Genomic DNA, 15,937 nt, shown 5'->3' with positions numbered 1-15,937 from the left:
AGACTATCCGTGAACTTCTTCTTTAACTTGAGTTGCCAGTTTGTAAAGAATCGTTATAACCAGAAAGCCTGTGGCATATATCCCAAGGGTAATCATGATTTCAGGTCCTGTGGGGCCATACTCTGTTACATGGTGCAAAGGAGATGGTACAAACCCGCCTGAGATCATTCCCAATCCCTTATCAATCCACGCACCGAAAAAGATCATGGCGCAGGAGACAGGTAACAGGGTTTTGTTGGTTCTTAATTTTGGAAGCAAAAGGAAAATTGCTCCTGTTCCCATGAGGATCAGGCTGGTCCACATCCATGGTACAAGTGCCGTATATCCGTGATATCCAAAGAGCAGATACTGGATATGGACTTTATGTCCCGGAATCTTGGAATAGTAAACAACAAAGACTTCACACAAAAAGAAGAACAGATTGGCAATAATTGCCCAGCAGACAATTTTTGATAAAGTCTGCATTGCATCCCAGCCCGGATCAAACTTGGTGTATTTTCTGATAATATAACAAAGAATGATCAAAAAGGCCGGCCCTGCAGCAAAAGCCGATGCAAGAAACCTGGGTGCTAAAATGGCTGTCAGCCAGAATCCACGACCAGGAAGACCACAATACAGGTATGCTGTTACCGTATGAATACCAATGGCAAAGGGAATGGAAAGATAAATCAAGGGTTTTGTCCAGAACGGCGGTTCCACCTGATTTCTTTCCGCTTCAAGCACTTTCCAGCCAATGACAATGTTTAAAAACAGATACCCGTTCAGAACAAGCATGTCATAGAACAGCATTGATTTGGGTGAAGGGTATAATAATACGTTCAGCATACGGGTGGGCTGACCTAAATCCACAACAATGAAAAGAAGGCACATGATCAGAGCCCCAACAGCCAGAAATTCTCCTAAAATGGTAATTCTGTGAAATTTTTCATAATTATGAAGATAATAGGGGATAACAACCATAACACCTCCTGCGGCAACACCCACAAGAAATGTAAAGTTGGCAATATAAAATCCCCATGATACATCCCGGCTCATGCCGGTGATCATAAGTCCGTTTATGAACTGGTCAATATAAACAATCGTGCCTGCTCCTATTACTATGAGCAGTAAGACTATCCATAACCAGTAATTTTTACTTCCTTTGATAGCTATTTCAAGCATACTCGCTCCTTTTACATGACATAGTAAACAGAGGGTTCCGTACCCAGGGACTGTTTACGTCTGATTGTATAATGTTCATTCAAAAGTGCGCGAACTTCAGATTCCGGATCTTCAAGGTCTCCAACCACAATTGCACCTTTAGAGGCTTCCACGCAATGCGGTTGTTCCCCTTTTGCCAGCCGTTCAGCACAGAAATTACATTTTTCCACAACCCCTTTTGTCCGGGTTGGGAAATCAAGATCAGTTTCTTCAATAAACGGTCTTGGGTCTCTGAAATTAAAGCTTCTGGCTCCAAACGGGCAGGCAGCCATGCAAAAACGGCATCCGATGCAGCGGTGGTAGTCCATCAGAACAATCCCGTCTTCTCTTTTGAAAGTCGCCTGTGTCGGGCATGCTTGAACACAAGGTGCATTTTTGCAATGGTTACAGGTCACAAGAAAAGGAAGGTGATGGAATTTCTCAGCAAGAAATTCATCTTCTTTGTCTGGAAAAGCGTTGTGGAATTCTTCTTCCCATATCCATTTGATTTCCTGCTTGTGATTGACCGGCCGTGTTTTTGGAAATTTTTCTTCATTCACTTCATGGTTTAAATTTGGAACATTATGGGATTTGTGACATGCCTCAACAATACTTTCAGCGACCTCATCCGTAATCTTGTTGGTATCAATAACCATGCCCCAGCGATGGGCTTGCAGCGCTTCTGAGTTTTTCACCGCATGGGCTGTACCTTGAGAATCAGATGAAGCAAAGTTAATTGCCGGAGAAGCACCTAATCCAATGGCAGCAATACCTGCTACTTTAAGAAAGCTTCTTCTGCTTTTTTTCATCATTCAATCTCCTTGGGGTTTGTGTGACAATCCCAGCAATAGGGATCAACTGAAGCATAAGTATGACAGGAGTCACAAAATTTTGCTTTATCTTCATGACAGCCAAGACATGAATTTTCACCAGTGGACAGACTCATATTAAATGAATTGCCGTTGACGGCATTGTATTGTCTGTCTGCATCCCTAACCACCGAATCTCTCCATTCGTCCAGAAGGGACATGTGATTGGCTCTCATGTCATATTTGTCCAGCACGCATTTTTTTTCGGTTTTGGCTTTTCCCACCAGTTCAGGCTCAGGTGCTGCCTGGGTTTCTGTAATGATATTAAACCAGAACGGTGAGAGTACGGCCAGGACAAATATAACAAGCCCTGTGATGATCAAATTTTTATTCATCGTCTTCCTCCTCCTCAAAGCCTGGCAATGGTTCAAATCTCAGGTCTTCTGTTCTTTTCTTTTCGCCCGGCAGGATCAAGGCATTTCCTACAAGCTCATGGATGCCAACAACATCCACGCCCGGAACCCAGTAGTCCATCAGGGTTGGGAGTGCTGCCCTGTCAATAGCGCATATGGTTCCCAGGCTGTTAACACCGAATTTTTCATGAACATATTTAACAGCATTGGCCCTTGGCAGTCCACCGGCCATTCTCAGTTCAATATTTTCACCGGCATTCAGACCAGCGCCTGAACCGCAGCAGAAGGTCAGCTCACGAATCGTGTTTGGCGGCATTTCATAAAACTGGTCACAACAGTTCTCGATAATATATCGGGGTTCATCCAGAAGGCCCATGCCCCTGGCAGGGTTGCATGAATCATGAAAGGTCATGACACGATTTGAATTTCTGCTCTTATCAAGTTCAAGTTTTCCGTGTTTGATAAGATCTGCCGTGAACTCTGTGATATGAACCATTTTTGTGGATTTTGCATTTTCAAATTTGGTGCCTGTAATAGGATTAACTGGCTCTTCAAGGAAGTCGGCAGGGCCATTCATGGTGTCCATATATTGATTGATGACACGCCACATATGACCGCATTCACCGCCCAGAATCCATTTGACACCCAAACGTTTGGCTTCTGCAAACATCTTGGCGTTCAAGCGTTTCATGGTTTCATGGGAGGTAAAGAAACCAAAATTGCCGCCTTCTGATGCATATGTACTCCAGGTTACATCCAGGCCGTATTTATCTTTGAGATATTTGAACAGAATCATGTATCCCTGACATGTATATGTGCCAGGATCAGCAAAGACATCTCCAGAAGGAGTTATGAAAAGAATATCCGCCCCTTTTTTATTCATTTGGGGTTCAACATTAACACCTGTAACATCTTCAATATCTTCAACAAAGAAATCAATCATGTCTTTAAAAGCATGGGGCTGGATGCCCAGATGATTACCCGTTTGGTAGCAATTTGAAACAGGTGTTGCAATCCAGTCGATGTTCAGACCGATAAGGTTTAACAACTCCCGGCCCATGATGGTGATTTCAGCCGTGTCAATTCCATAAGGGCAGAAAACAGAGCAGCGTCTGCATTCCGTACATTGGAAAAAATAGTACCACCATTCCTTGAGTACATCAATGGTCAGGGGTCTGGCTCCGGCCAGTGCGCTTCCGCCTGGAACTTTTTTTAAAATTTTTCCTGCAGTTGTAAAATCATTTCTGTATACAGACCTTAAAAGCTCGGCTCTCAAGACAGGCATATTTTTTGGGTCACCGGTTCCAAGAAAAAAGTGACATTTATCAGCACATGCGCCGCAGCGTACACAGATATCCATGAATACCTTGAATGTACGAAATCTTTCCAGGCGTTCCTTTATTCCCTGGTGAAGAATTTCCTGCCAGTTTTCCGGCAGTTTCCAGTCATCATCCAGGGGATTCCACGGCCTTGCGTTGGGAAGACCCAAGGTTTCTACACTTTTGTAGTTTGATGCATAGCAATACATTCCCGGTCTGATCTGGACCGAAGTATCCATCCAATTGCCCGGACCTTTATCTGATCTCGGGCTGAAGTCTATTTTATCTAATAATTCATCCGATTTGATTTCGTCAGACATTTATTACTCCTTCTTATCCACTGGCAGGCCAGCTTCAATCATTTTTTCTCTGAAGTGATCTTCATACTGTGCATAGGTATGAATATCAACATCATAGTTCCAGGGGTTAATATGTCTTTTTGCACGCGTATTGCTTGCCATATTTCTTGTAGGGCTTAAGAAAACTCCGCCCAAATGCATCAGTTTGCTGGCTGGGAAATATGCAAAAAGGATGCTTACCAGAAAAATATGGGCATAAAAAAGACCGCTAACTCCTTCAGGAATTGTGGGACTGAAAGTCGCAAGGCCCATGGTAAGCGTTTTAATACCGATAATATCAACTTTTGTGAAATATCTCATGGACAAACCGGTCACTGCAATTCCGATGATAAGGAATAATGGGAAGTAGTCAGCCGCCTGGGATATATAGGTGACCTTGGCATCAAAGATTCTTCGCGCAAGCAGGTATAATGTTGCCGCTAACAATACTACACCGGATAAAAACAGACCGGGAAGTCCCAATTGTACAATACCGTCAAAGTACTCCAGAAATTTGATGCACGACGGTACTGGGGAAGTAAAAAATCTGAAATGCCTTAACAATACTACTAAAAAGGAATAATGAAAGGCAAGGGCACCTACCCAAAGGAAAATTTCCCAGGAATAGGAAAGCCTGTTTGAAGCATTTCTGCTGAATGCTGCTTTTGTGTTTCTGAACAGAGACCTGAAAAGAAAAATTTCAAGAATCATACGCACAAACACACCTGTTGAAGTATCAGGATTGTCAATGGCGTTATGTTTTATCCATGGTAGAGATTTCTGTTGCCCGCAGGTTGTCGGAATCCTGAACGGTACAGCAGAAGATGCCCATCCCATAACCTTGTATACAAACCCGGCAAGGAAGGCAATCATCGCTACATAGGGGAAAACAATTCCGAAGAACCACTGAAGCCCTGCTCCCTCAACCCCTGTATAGGCTACTAAAAAAAGCAGGAAAACAGCTGTCAGGGGGATCAAGTACTTTTGATTCATATTATAACCACCTCATTATTTTATGTATGACAAGTTTTAAAATTTTTGTCATACAGGTTAAGATTTTTTTGAGCCAAGAAGGTCCTCCTCCGTTAGCTCAGCTACTAAACCCGCCCTTTCAAAAGCCCTGTGGATACGTCTTTTGCTCTCAGTGGCTTTTAAAAGGAAAACTTCTTCTTTACATTTCATAAGCTTGTTAAATGAAGCTAAAGCAATCTGGTCAACAAGCTTATCAAATTCTCTGATCAGGCTGTTGTCAAGTATGGTTTCGCCAATTTGCTTTAGTGCAAAAACAAAACTGACCGCTTCCGAAGCGGAAAAGGACTGTACCGCCCTGATGCGGATGATCGGATCAAGGGCTTTTTCAAGTGTTTCCTGATTGAAATCACCTATAATAAGATTGATAACGTCTTCAATGGTTTCATGGGTAACAGCTCCAACAGGGTTGTCAAATCGGTTGGAATCTTTTCCTAGAAACTTTGCACTTTGTGCAGGGTATGTATCAATAGTTGCCTGGAACCATTTTTCTGTAAATGATTTTTTGTTCTTTTCAAGTGTCTGTTTTAAATGCATGTTTTTTTAATTATTTTATATAAAAATAAAATATCTCCTTGGTATAATTGTTAGAAGGATATAAACTCCCTTCAATTTTATGTCAAGGGTTAATGCACGCAAGGCTGCAATCCATGCATGCCCTTGAAATTTGTGATGATATGGCTTCGGGCAAAGATCAATCTTTATTTATTGAATAAATGACGGTTTTCATTTAAAAAAAGGAATAATCAGAAAATTTCACCTCTTTGGTTTTGGATAAAAAAGAACTGTTATGAAAAATTGCGTGTTTTTTTATTGTATTTGCTAATGCCATAATGGCTGATTCTTCAGAATATGGTATTTCTTTTGGTTATGGTGAAGCTAATTCAAGTATTGAAACTTATCTGGGATTGAAAAAAGATTTTTTTCAAATGGTTTGAGTTGTTCTATAATACGGTTAACAATAATGACATAAACGGAGTTTTGAAAAATTATTGTGGGTTCCATCTTCGGGCCTGAACAGCTGATTTTGGTTTTTGGGGTGTTGATGGAGAATGGCTGCCAAAATAAACAAAAAAAAAGGGGATTGAAAGCGGTTGCTTTTAACCCCCAAGATTGTTGTTAATGGCGGAGAAACAGAGATTCGAACTCTGGATGGATAACAACACCCATACTCGCTTAGCAGGCGAAAGAACGGTTTTTCTAAAGTCTTGTTAATAGCGCATAACCCCTTTATTGTTAGGGTTTTTGAATTTTCAATCATTCTTAAAATAGCCTAAAATATTCGATTCTAAAAAAAAGTGACCCCATTTTTGACCCCGCTAAATTGAATTATCAAATGATTCCTTTCGCATTCTTATCTATGGTTGGTTCATTTTTTAAAATCTGAATTTTTAAAAACATAGGCAAGTAATGGCTGAGATAATAGTGGAATGATTTGTAATATAGAAACGTAGAGGAAGCAAAAAGGAACAATCCTATTATTAAGTCAATATAAAATTTTAAAAAAAAAGATAGAATGCATAGTATCGAAAGATCAAATAAAATTTCTCCTGTGTTCGCAAATCTTTTAATAAATTTTATTTTATCGGATAATTGGTTGTCTAAATTAATAGCAATAATGGTATCAAAGTAATAGTTGTCCGATTTATTCTTTTGAGCCTCTTCTTCAAGTTCTTTTATATAGGTTTCTAATTTTGAAAAACGTGAAAACAAATTGAATAATTTATTTTTAAAACCTTGATAAATAAAATGTAAAAAAAACAAGAGACCGATGACACTAAAAATGGTGGCTAAAGAAATTTTAGCAATGATACCGGAACTTGTTGAAAAAACTTCCAGTACATTTTTCTTAAGCAAAATCAACCAAAGGCTTTTGGGCTCTTCCCAATATTTTTTTTTCAAGTCTAATTTATCAACTTTTTGGGGTCTTTTCTTTACAATTTTTTTTTCAATGAATTTTTCCGTAGTTGTAACTTTTATATTTTTTTGAGTTTCTACGGATTCAGTCACTATTTCTTTTGAATAATTCAATGAAATAATAGGGTTCTTTTTTATCTCGTGGAATTGATTTAGAAAAAGTACAAAAACAACAAATACAATAACTTTTTGGAGAGATACTGTGTCCGTTAAGTCTGCAATAAATTTGTCTTTTATAGAATCAAAAATTTCCATAGCATCTTACTCGGTCGAAAGCATTAAAAAATAAATATCGCCAGCATTCAGGTCATACGATCCATATTCAATAACGGGAGAACCATAAAACACGATTTCTTTTTGATCGCCTAAAAATTCTCGAATTGAAATTATATCATTCGCTGATGAAAAAAGGAGATTGCAGGTTTTTTTTGTCCCGGAATTAATAAATTTTCCAATTTTAGTGACTGTATCCAAAGCTCTAATTGTACCCTTATAAATCAGAGGGTTACCAACAGACCTTTTTTTGATTAATGAACTAAAATTATTGCTTTGATTCCTATCAAATGAAAAAGTCTTTTTTTGACCGGAATCAAGAGATAAGTCAAAATAATTGTCACCTAATTTTTTTGCTCGAATTATAGCTAAAATTTGATCAATTTCTTTTAGTATAGATTTATCCCCATAATTCCTTATGATTTTTGGATCAGGGAATAAAAATTCTTTATCAAAGGATCGGGGTTGCACAACATTTTTTATGATTTGATCCTTCTTAATACTAACTTGTAAATCAATATTGTCTAAATTGGAAAATCCAGCGGTTTTTGATTTTTCAAAAGCTGGTTCAAGTGAATCAGATATCCTTTTTATGATTTGATTGGCAAGAGGTAACTCTGATAAGAAATCAAGAATATATCCACCCTCTCGAGCATTTCCAACAATAAAAACTGAATTTCTAAAGTCTTTTTCCGTCATCTTTGCATGCTTAAAAACACCTTTTTTTTTTGTAATGTCTAAATAAGAACGGTTAATTGCGCTTTGGATGTGAGTTAACGTAAGAGATAGAACTCTCAACGATATTTTGTGATTCGTGACAAGATCGCCTTGAAAATGTATTTCTATTGATGACATAGTAGAGCAGCTCCTTTAGAGAATCAGTTATGAATTTGATATCATAGAATATAAGCGTCTAATAATTTATAGGATGATTATATAAATACCGGAAAACAGTCAATTGATTTTTTTATAAAAATACCCTGTTCTTAAGAGCCTTCCATGAGAAGGCTTATGTCAAGAGGAAATTCGTTCACGAATTATCCTTTTCCCAATCCAACAAGTCTCGGACCATCACGCTTCCATTCGCACTCTTTTATGGGACTGCCATTTGTCCCGGTGCATGTTAATATCCGGTGGCAGGAGCTGCTATCTGTTTAACGCAACCATTTAATGTCAGCGGCAACCGACTGTTGCAAGGCTCTTATCGCAGTCTCCTGGATGAGACGTTGGAAACTTGTATCATGCTGCACCATCCTGTTGATATTTTGTATGGCAGTGATATTATCTTACTGCCGGCTCGGAGGATAGGGCAACGCTGGGAAGCGACCCGAGCGCCGCAGCCGGTGACGAGAGCATGGGGGCAGGTACACCGCAACTGTACCTGTTCCTCCCTCATGCTTTTGTCCCTAGCGCGATAAATCCCGGGGGGGGGTATAGGGGGCGGCTGGCCCCCTTAAAATCGGGTCATCTTCCTTAAAAATCTTCAACTCATAAATCCTGTTTTATATTGATGAGGTTCATCTTCAGGCAACTTTTTTGTCTCTGCAATAAAATGGCTGGTATGTGTCTTCGCTCACCCATAATCGATGCAGTAGCACTGCCAATTTCCGGGCGACAGCGACAACGGCTCGTTTCTTGGCATTTTTACCTCCTCTTGCAGCGATAGCCAGGCCGTGGAGGCGCAGGGAATTTTCTGGGCCAAATGGCCCCATAATATAATGGGCACATCCCACCAGCAACTGGCGCAGATAAGTATTCCCTGCTTTAGCAATGGGAAGTTGCTTGTCCATTTCACCCGATTGGTCCCTCCTGGGTGTTAACCCTAAGAAAGGACCGACTTGACGACTTTTGGAAAAACGGGCAGGATCTTCAATGTAAAGGATATATGACAATGCAGTTATGGGACCAACTCCAGGAACCTGCCTCAAAAACCTGGTTTCAGGGTACTTTTCTATGCTGAGTTGTTCAATTTTGCTCTCAAGCTCTTTTATCTGGCAATTCAACTCCGTGATAACTTCAAACAAAGGCGCTATAGCAGGCCAAAGCTCTTTTGGGATATCGGAACTACATTTATTGGCAAAGCTTGCTGCACTGCATTTGGGCAGACGCTCCCCATTGGCTTTGACGATTCCCCTTACGTGGTTGATCAGCTGTGTGCGGCTCTTAACCAGCATATCACGGGATTTGATTGTTGTCAGATCAACTTGGGCCTGGCTGCTGCGATGGTGTATTGGTTGCAGAAGTCTTGGTTCCAATCGGCAAACCATACCAAGCATCCGTGCGTCCCGGGCATCTGATTTATCAATACTGTCCCAGATATACCTTAATTTACGAGGGTTCCCGACGTACACGGTCTGCTCCATTTCAGTCAACAACCGGCTGATCCATGGAGAGTGAGTGCCTGCCTCTATAGCCACTGTGGCGGATTTGTACTGTTTGAAGAACGTGCGTATACCGGTTTTAGTATTAATCACTTTGGCAATCTCTAATTCAGTGCCATCACTGTCAAATACAACCGCTATGTGAAACTTGTCTCCCAAATCCATTCCTATTGTGATATTGTTATTCATGGCTGGTCCCCTCCTTTTTTTGCAGCCCCTTGGGTGACTGCGTTACTAATTGAGCGTGATTATATCATAGCTCGTTGGAGGGACCAGCCTTCTCATATTATCTGTTTAAAAAATACCACATCGTGTCATAATTCAAGCGATACATGTTAAATTTTGTCTGATTCCGACACAAAAAATCACTGATATCAGCCCAACACCGGCTTGAAGAATAATTTTTAAACAGGCTCTAAAGCTTAACCTTTGGCATCATCGAGATTCAATTAAATTGTGTTTCTTCATGCTTAGTTCTAAATCATCAAGAATTGATGCTCCATCAGTTTTGATGTTAACTAACGACCGGAGATAGATATCAGTTGTGGTTGCTCTTTTATGTCTGAGAAATTTTTGGATTTTAATTAAAGGCCAATTTTTATGGGCAAGTTGTACCGCTATATGGTGGCGTATCGCGTGAAGGCCAAATGACTTTACATTAGCTTTTTTGCAAAGCCTCGGCATGATATTATCAAGGGTGTATTTGGAAAGTTGTTTGCCTTTCTGATTTGGGAATATCCAGGGACAATCTTTTGTGCAGCTTTTTAATTTTTTTTGTAAAATATCGCTTAAGGATTGGCTCATATCAATTGTGTCGGCTTCAAAATTTCCATTTTTTCGTTTCCGGGTCCAAAGTGTTAAAGCGTTGTTATTCAAATCAACATCATCACAAGTAAGTTGACGTATTTCCCCTGATCTTGCAGCCGTATGATATGTTGTCCGGATAATATCAGATTCAAATTCATTAGCAACATTGATCACGGCCTGGATATCTTCAGCCGGGGGAACATATTTTTTAAATACTTCCTCTTCATAATCATCTATAGGGGAGGTCGGATCGTTGATTATTAAATGCCTTTTTTTCAGATAATTAAAAAGAGATTTAATTTCACGTTTGTAACGGTTTACGGTTTTTCCGCCGGATGAATCAAAAATGTGGTCAAAGAATTCTTCTATCATTATTGAATCAACAGCCTTTATATCCGGGTCGTTTTCCCAGAAATGAATCATAGACTTGTAAATATTGGCTTTATAACGATATGTATTGAGCTTGAACCCCCGTCTTTTACAATGTTCAAGATATCGCAAACATGCTTCTGAAGTTGTCAATTGGATCTGTTCGGGTTTCGGGTTCAGTAAGTCTTCCCTCCTGGTATTTTCCCAATTTTTTGCCGCTCTCTTGGTCTTGAACCCTCTTTTCTTTTTTCTTGGACATCCTGTAACTCTTGAATCCCCTACCCATTTTTTTGTTTTTGGATCTTGATATGCCATTTTTGTAATCCCTTTCAATTAAATACGATACAACATCATTTACAATAAACCTGGCTGATTTGGCTGTTCGGCCAAGACCGATAAAAATATGAGGATATTCTCTCCAGGTCTTTTTGATTGTTGCCGTGGAACAAGAAAGAACTTTTGATAAACCTTCAACGTCAACTATGTCACTTGGTGAAATCATAAAAATCACTCCTAAGCTGCATTGTTCGGTAAAAATCCAAGTTCTTTTCTTAGATCAAGGGATTCAAGGTGCTTATTGTTGAGTCTTTGGAATTTAGCTTTTTTATTTTCAACACGTTCTGAAAATTCAATTTTATTTAAATTGTTTTGGATAAAGTGTCTCTGGAATCTTTTGAATGTGTTAATTAAATTGATATTTTTAGGGTTGATATCCCATCCGGTTTCAAATTCCAATGCCGCGAATGAAGACATTAAGCCCACAATTTGTTGGGAAAGTCTGTCTTTGTCTGCGTTTAATGCTTTGCTGCGGATTAATGGATTACCGGGAGACATGTTGTTAAATCCATTTTGTATGATTTCCCACCATTTTAAAGTTTTTCGCTGGTGGGATTGCTTGCCGGGGTTGTCTTGAAATTTCAGCCAATCTTTTGTGCAGTAAGACCAAATGTTTTGTATGAGGTTAAACAGATCATTAATGGAAATGATTCCAAGCTCTTTAATGTCTTCTCTTCTTAATTGAAATTCAACCCTGATAATTTTATAATCTGCGGGTACGCTTTCCAGTCCCCATATATTGAAAAACCAGGTTTTATTTGATTGCTGTTGTATTTCCAACGGCTTGTCATATAATCTGGCTGAAAATTTATTCTTGCCAATTGTTATGCCAGATAGATTTTTATTGCTATGAAATATTTTTGTATCAGATGCCCTGGTAACCCTGTGATCAAGGATATTTACAGACCACAATTTTTCAGGGAATAATGTGTCTACACACAAATCAAGACGGCTTATTTTTATTTGAGTTAATTTGCCACCAACTTTTTTTAAAAAATTTATGATGAAAAAAATTGCCTCAAAGGGGCCTTTTCTCCAAAGGGTTTCAGAACGTATAGTCAATAAAACACTTGGTCTTGATTGTGGTTGTCGCCAGTTGCCTATTAACAAGGAATACTCTGAATTGTTGAGAATCCATTCATAGCCTTGTGATCCATGTTCTTTGATGCTGAAAAAATATTCATCATCTGTGTCATTAATTATAAATGGGACGGGTAAATCTATTTTATCAAGTCGAGCTATTGTTTTGGCTTCAGAGAGAACAGCAAAGAAATATGAATTTTCCCATACGATATTGATTGAAAGCCTTAATGTATCAATATTTGAAGCTAAGATTTCTATCTCTTGTTGAGACTCCTGGCTTATTTTTGCGGGGGGGCTGATAGTAGTCCGCCCCCCAATAGAAGTGGCTTGTGATTTTGCAGTTTTTGGATAATTTTTTTGATTTGAACTTGTCATTTGAACACCTCCGAATTTTGGAGAGTTCATTGACACCAGAACGGCGTATTGATACACTTAGTTACTGAGTGTTCTTTGAACTCTCACGATTAATGGGTCAAGCACCTTGGCTTTGGCGAGACGCGGTGCTTGGCCTTTTTAATTATTGTTTTCTTCTAAATTCTCATCTATTTTGGTGATGACCTCTTTCTCCTTTAGGGCTTTTTCAGATTTTTTAAATAATTTTTTCCAGGCTTCACTAATTTTATCGTTTAAATCTCTAATCAATAGAGCACTGTCAATAATTCCTGGAAAATTAATGTATTTAAGCTCTTTTATGGATATTTCCAAAAGGTACTCAATAAATATGCTTCTTGACATGCTTAATTTATTTGCTAAGGCATCAATTTTTTTCATTAACTCTGGATCAATTCGTATAGAAAGATTGGTTCCCTTTTTGTTTGGATCGACAATAACAATTTTTTTCTTAGCACCAGAAAGAAGCTTGGCGATTTTTGCCTGTAGCCTTTCTAAGGACAAAGTGAGTTTGATAATTCCAAGGTTCTTTTGCAAATTGATTTCATCATAACCAATTGTTAACAAATTATGGATTAACTGGCTTCTTGAAATATTTGCTTTTTTTGCAAATTTATCTAACTTGTCTAAAATTTCTGGATTTATCCAAATGGTGACTATAGTTTTTCTGGTTTTTTTCATGTTTATTCCATAAAAAGTAATGGTAATGTGTTACACTTACGCTATCATGATAAAAAGTCAACATAATTTTATAAAAAATAGTTTTTCTTTTTCTAAATTTAAAGATGAATTTTAAAACTTCTTATACAGATTACCCGTTGTCGGGAAGAGTGGCAGTAGTGACAGAAAGTTATACGCATTGGATAACCATAATGATGGATAATGCGTTGAAGTGTATTATATGGGTTCGAACTCCACTTTGACCTTATATCCCAGCGCACCTGCATATTTTGAAATGCTTGCCAATGTAGGATATGAAACGTTTTCTCCACATTCTAATCTTGAAATATTGCTTTTTTTTGTTCCCATCCTTTTTGCAACTTCAGCTTGTGTTAACCCCTTGTTTATTCTCATCTGGATCAGTTTTTTTCTAAGCTCATAAATAGGGATTAAGGCTTCATATTCTTTTTTAACTTCAGGATTTTTAAGCGCTTTTTCTTTGAAATTTTTAAAAGTTGGTCTGGTCATTTCTTGTTACCTCCTTTAATCTCTTTCATTCTTTTTATTGCGAGAGCTAAATCTTTTTTAGGAGTCTTTTGGGTCTTTTTAATAATAGAATGAAGAATGACAATTTCATTGTTTTCAATAGAACAAAAAAAAGATCTTCCGATTCCCTCCTTACCTTTTGCTCTTATTTCAAACAAGCCCTTTCCCATAGCTGCAGTATGGGGTTTCCCCAAATTCGGTCCAAACTCTTCTATCAGTTCTAATATGTGTATTAAATTTGCCAATATTCCAGCAGGGAAAGATAAAGTTTGTTCTTCAATTTTTTTATTATAGAATGTGATTTCCCAAGTCATATCAGCAAAGAACCGAGTTTTATTTTATTAATTGGCCCGTCAATTACAATCAATATGTTATCATTTTTGATAACCCTGTCAAGAGTTTTGAAAAGATGAAAAAGAGATTGATCCTGATTTTTCTCCTTCACACCCGCTTAAGATAAAATGAGATTCGCTAGGCCTCAAGAAAAAAAAGCGGGTTCAGGAGGAAAATTTATAATTATGATATTTTTTTATTAATTATCCCTCCGGGGGCCAGGTTTTGAAAACCTGGACAAACAGGTAAGGAGTTATCATGAAAGCGATTAGCATCCAACAGCCGTGGGCATCCCTCATCGTTGAGGGCATCAAAGATATTGAAAACCGGAATTGGTTCACCTACTACCGGGGCAGAATTTATATTCACACCGGTAAAAGGTTTGATATCCAGGGTGCAAATCTTGTATCACGATTGCATCCAGAATATGAAAGTCTTATTGAAGAATCAAAAAAAGTCAGAGGGGGCGTAATTGGCCATGTTAATTTAATAAATTGTGTTTCAAATCATTATTCATCCTGGTTTCATGGCAGGTATGGTTTTGTTTTGGCCTCACCACAAAAAATTGAATTTTATCCATTGAAAGGGCGGTTAAGTATTTTTGATTTTGAATTTAATGAGAACAAGAAGAATCAAAGAAAAGAAAGACAGCTTTCTTTGTTCTGATCAGCTAAACTATTGTCCCCGTTCTCAGGTGGTGCCGGGCAATGCTCCGTGCCCACCTTGCGATCAGTGACAATAGTTTAGCAGAATCAAAAAGTGGAAGACTGTTTTCTTATTTGATGAGTTTGTCCAAATCCCCTTCAGGAGGGAAAATAAAGGAATTTCGGGAGACAGAATATTTCGCCCCTTCTTTTTGCATGTAAATCAATTCTTCCCTGTTCATTCCTTTTTCTTTAACCAGATGCTCAATTAATTCATCTGTTAACGGAACTTGATTTTGTCCAAGAAAGATGTCGGAAAATTCATCAGGCATTTGGTTGTTATCATCTTTTGCCTGAAGAACAGATTTTGATATTTCACCAAAGAGATAATCATTGAATCCCAATGGTATTGTATGGGTTTTCTCGCATTGGTCACAATCAAAATGGTAAGAGTGACAATCAGAACAATGGTAAAGTTGGCTTCCTTGATTTGCAAGGTGTGACCACAGTCACAGGTAATGGTGTCATTTTTACAGTCAATGTTCATAGTAGTCCCTTTTAAGATTTTTGGTTTGGTAGAATATAAAAAAGAACAAAAATATGGATATAATTTTTGTCTTTTTTATCGATGAATTTAGGGGAAGTTGAGAGTAGGGAAGGGGTCTTGATGTAAGGGTGTTGAAATCTGAAATAATCCAAGGTTGAATTGTTGTAAAAGAAGGTGTTTTGAGAAGGTCGAAATGATTTTGACACCATTTTTGACCCCACAGAAACAAAAAAAGGAATTGAAAGCCAAGGCTTAAAATTCCTAAAATTGTATATTGTGGCGGAGAAACAGAGATTCGAACTCTGGATGGATAACAACACCCATACTCGCTTAGCAGGCGAGCGCCTTCAGCCACTCGGCCATTTCTCCGTATTTTATAAATGGCGGAGGAGGTAGGATTCGAACCCACGAAGCTTTGACACTTAACGGTTTTCAAGACCGCCGCCTTCAGCCGCTCGGCCACTCCTCCAGAATTTATCCAGAATGTATAGCACCTTGTTTGAAGCAGGTCAAGAATAAAGTTGTCTGGTTTCAGGAAATTTTAATTAAATTGGGTGAACTGAT

The 15,937-nt window shown here is 38.5% G+C and carries 17 protein-coding genes and 2 tRNA genes; 1 reads left to right on the top strand and 18 read right to left on the bottom strand.

Annotated elements, in window-relative coordinates; translation table 11 throughout:
- Positions 1-3: 3 nt before the first annotated feature.
- From dsrP to TOL2_RS18150, 15 genes are all read right to left on the bottom strand, one after another.
- Positions 4-1,161: a sulfate reduction electron transfer complex DsrMKJOP subunit DsrP gene (dsrP, locus tag TOL2_RS18220; RefSeq protein ID WP_014958762.1), complete on the bottom strand. Its 1,158-nt coding sequence runs from the start codon at positions 1,159-1,161 to the stop codon at positions 4-6.
- Between the two features lie 11 nt (positions 1,162-1,172).
- Positions 1,173-1,991: a sulfate reduction electron transfer complex DsrMKJOP subunit DsrO gene (gene dsrO, locus TOL2_RS18215; protein WP_014958761.1), complete on the bottom strand. Its 819-nt coding sequence runs from the start codon at positions 1,989-1,991 to the stop codon at positions 1,173-1,175.
- The gene (gene dsrJ, locus TOL2_RS18210) at positions 1,988-2,383 is read right to left on the bottom strand and encodes a sulfate reduction electron transfer complex DsrMKJOP subunit DsrJ (protein WP_014958760.1); all 396 of its coding nucleotides are present in this window, start codon (positions 2,381-2,383) and stop codon (positions 1,988-1,990) included. The genes dsrO and dsrJ overlap by 4 nt, the downstream gene beginning before the upstream one ends.
- Complete coding sequence (gene dsrK / locus TOL2_RS18205) at positions 2,376-4,040, bottom strand: sulfate reduction electron transfer complex DsrMKJOP subunit DsrK (protein ID WP_014958759.1); 1,665 nt, start codon at positions 4,038-4,040, stop codon at positions 2,376-2,378. The genes dsrJ and dsrK overlap by 8 nt, the downstream gene beginning before the upstream one ends.
- Positions 4,041-4,043: 3 nt before the next feature.
- Positions 4,044-5,051 carry a sulfate reduction electron transfer complex DsrMKJOP subunit DsrM gene (gene dsrM, locus TOL2_RS18200; RefSeq protein ID WP_014958758.1) on the bottom strand — a complete coding sequence of 336 codons (1,008 nt, stop codon included), beginning with the start codon at positions 5,049-5,051 and terminating at the stop codon, positions 4,044-4,046.
- Between the two features lie 57 nt (positions 5,052-5,108).
- Positions 5,109-5,624: an RsbRD N-terminal domain-containing protein gene (locus TOL2_RS18195; protein WP_014958757.1), complete on the bottom strand. Its 516-nt coding sequence runs from the start codon at positions 5,622-5,624 to the stop codon at positions 5,109-5,111.
- 795 nt (positions 5,625-6,419) lie between these two features.
- A complete protein-coding gene (locus TOL2_RS18190) occupies positions 6,420-7,259 on the bottom strand; it encodes a hypothetical protein (protein ID WP_014958756.1) in 840 nt (279 codons plus the stop codon).
- A gap of 6 nt (positions 7,260-7,265) precedes the next feature.
- Positions 7,266-8,132 carry a hypothetical protein gene (locus TOL2_RS18185; protein WP_014958755.1) on the bottom strand — a complete coding sequence of 289 codons (867 nt, stop codon included), beginning with the start codon at positions 8,130-8,132 and terminating at the stop codon, positions 7,266-7,268.
- A 668-nt stretch (positions 8,133-8,800) separates the two neighbouring features.
- Positions 8,801-9,847 carry an IS110 family RNA-guided transposase gene (locus tag TOL2_RS18180; protein ID WP_014958754.1) on the bottom strand — a complete coding sequence of 349 codons (1,047 nt, stop codon included), beginning with the start codon at positions 9,845-9,847 and terminating at the stop codon, positions 8,801-8,803.
- Positions 9,848-10,093: 246 nt separating this feature from the next.
- Positions 10,094-10,987 (bottom strand): tyrosine-type recombinase/integrase, encoded by an 894-nt coding sequence (locus TOL2_RS18175; RefSeq protein ID WP_162138511.1) that lies wholly within the window; start codon positions 10,985-10,987, stop codon positions 10,094-10,096.
- The gene (locus tag TOL2_RS25660; RefSeq protein ID WP_041279613.1) at positions 10,953-11,336 is read right to left on the bottom strand and encodes a hypothetical protein; all 384 of its coding nucleotides are present in this window, start codon (positions 11,334-11,336) and stop codon (positions 10,953-10,955) included. Before TOL2_RS25660 ends, TOL2_RS18175 begins: the two co-directional genes overlap by 35 nt.
- 11 nt (positions 11,337-11,347) lie before the next feature.
- On the bottom strand, positions 11,348-12,628 hold the full coding sequence (locus TOL2_RS18165; protein ID WP_014958752.1) for a hypothetical protein: 1,281 nt from the start codon (positions 12,626-12,628) through the stop codon (positions 11,348-11,350).
- A gap of 138 nt (positions 12,629-12,766) precedes the next feature.
- Positions 12,767-13,324: a ribbon-helix-helix protein, CopG family gene (locus tag TOL2_RS18160; RefSeq protein WP_014958751.1), complete on the bottom strand. Its 558-nt coding sequence runs from the start codon at positions 13,322-13,324 to the stop codon at positions 12,767-12,769.
- Between the two features lie 216 nt (positions 13,325-13,540).
- On the bottom strand, positions 13,541-13,831 hold the full coding sequence (locus tag TOL2_RS18155; protein ID WP_014958750.1) for a helix-turn-helix domain-containing protein: 291 nt from the start codon (positions 13,829-13,831) through the stop codon (positions 13,541-13,543).
- A complete protein-coding gene (locus TOL2_RS18150) occupies positions 13,828-14,163 on the bottom strand; it encodes a type II toxin-antitoxin system RelE/ParE family toxin (RefSeq protein ID WP_014958749.1) in 336 nt (111 codons plus the stop codon). Before TOL2_RS18150 ends, TOL2_RS18155 begins: the two co-directional genes overlap by 4 nt.
- Before the next feature lie 277 nt (positions 14,164-14,440).
- On the opposite strand from TOL2_RS18150, the gene TOL2_RS18145 reads away from it, so the two are divergent.
- Positions 14,441-14,848, top strand: coding sequence for an ASCH domain-containing protein (locus TOL2_RS18145; protein WP_014958748.1), 408 nt, complete (start codon positions 14,441-14,443; stop codon positions 14,846-14,848).
- Positions 14,849-14,957: 109 nt separating this feature from the next.
- Here TOL2_RS18145 and TOL2_RS18140 read toward each other — a convergent pair whose 3' ends face one another.
- The 3 genes from TOL2_RS18140 to TOL2_RS18125 form a co-directional block, all read right to left on the bottom strand.
- Positions 14,958-15,158 carry a hypothetical protein gene (locus TOL2_RS18140; RefSeq protein ID WP_148278150.1) on the bottom strand — a complete coding sequence of 67 codons (201 nt, stop codon included), beginning with the start codon at positions 15,156-15,158 and terminating at the stop codon, positions 14,958-14,960.
- Between the two features lie 492 nt (positions 15,159-15,650).
- Positions 15,651-15,742 (bottom strand) — tRNA-Ser (locus TOL2_RS18130).
- 12 nt (positions 15,743-15,754) lie between these two features.
- A tRNA-Ser gene (locus tag TOL2_RS18125) sits at positions 15,755-15,842 on the bottom strand.
- Between the last annotated feature and the right edge of the window lie 95 nt (positions 15,843-15,937).

The organism is Desulfobacula toluolica Tol2 (assembly GCF_000307105.1).
GTDB lineage: Bacteria > Desulfobacterota > Desulfobacteria > Desulfobacterales > Desulfobacteraceae > Desulfobacula > Desulfobacula toluolica.
This window is presented reverse-complemented; position numbering and strand designations above follow the sequence as displayed.

What these genes read in the sequence shown, in the direction of transcription:
- dsrP (WP_014958762.1), bottom strand. Translation starts at nt 1,161, where the DNA reads ATGCTTGAAATAGCTATCAAAGGAAGTAAAAATTACTGGTTATGGATA.
- dsrO (WP_014958761.1), bottom strand. Translation starts at nt 1,991, where the DNA reads ATGATGAAAAAAAGCAGAAGAAGCTTTCTTAAAGTAGCAGGTATTGCT.
- dsrJ (WP_014958760.1), bottom strand. Translation starts at nt 2,383, where the DNA reads ATGAATAAAAATTTGATCATCACAGGGCTTGTTATATTTGTCCTGGCC.
- dsrK (WP_014958759.1), bottom strand. Translation starts at nt 4,040, where the DNA reads ATGTCTGACGAAATCAAATCGGATGAATTATTAGATAAAATAGACTTC.
- dsrM (WP_014958758.1), bottom strand. Translation starts at nt 5,051, where the DNA reads ATGAATCAAAAGTACTTGATCCCCCTGACAGCTGTTTTCCTGCTTTTT.
- TOL2_RS18195 (WP_014958757.1), bottom strand. Translation starts at nt 5,624, where the DNA reads ATGCATTTAAAACAGACACTTGAAAAGAACAAAAAATCATTTACAGAA.
- TOL2_RS18190 (WP_014958756.1), bottom strand. Translation starts at nt 7,259, where the DNA reads ATGGAAATTTTTGATTCTATAAAAGACAAATTTATTGCAGACTTAACG.
- TOL2_RS18185 (WP_014958755.1), bottom strand. Translation starts at nt 8,132, where the DNA reads ATGTCATCAATAGAAATACATTTTCAAGGCGATCTTGTCACGAATCAC.
- TOL2_RS18180 (WP_014958754.1), bottom strand. Translation starts at nt 9,847, where the DNA reads ATGAATAACAATATCACAATAGGAATGGATTTGGGAGACAAGTTTCAC.
- TOL2_RS25660 (WP_041279613.1), bottom strand. Translation starts at nt 11,336, where the DNA reads ATGATTTCACCAAGTGACATAGTTGACGTTGAAGGTTTATCAAAAGTT.
- TOL2_RS18165 (WP_014958752.1), bottom strand. Translation starts at nt 12,628, where the DNA reads ATGACAAGTTCAAATCAAAAAAATTATCCAAAAACTGCAAAATCACAA.
- TOL2_RS18160 (WP_014958751.1), bottom strand. Translation starts at nt 13,324, where the DNA reads ATGAAAAAAACCAGAAAAACTATAGTCACCATTTGGATAAATCCAGAA.
- TOL2_RS18155 (WP_014958750.1), bottom strand. Translation starts at nt 13,831, where the DNA reads ATGACCAGACCAACTTTTAAAAATTTCAAAGAAAAAGCGCTTAAAAAT.
- TOL2_RS18150 (WP_014958749.1), bottom strand. Translation starts at nt 14,163, where the DNA reads ATGACTTGGGAAATCACATTCTATAATAAAAAAATTGAAGAACAAACT.
- TOL2_RS18145 (WP_014958748.1), top strand. Translation starts at nt 14,441, where the DNA reads ATGAAAGCGATTAGCATCCAACAGCCGTGGGCATCCCTCATCGTTGAG.
- TOL2_RS18140 (WP_148278150.1), bottom strand. Translation starts at nt 15,158, where the DNA reads ATGCCTGATGAATTTTCCGACATCTTTCTTGGACAAAATCAAGTTCCG.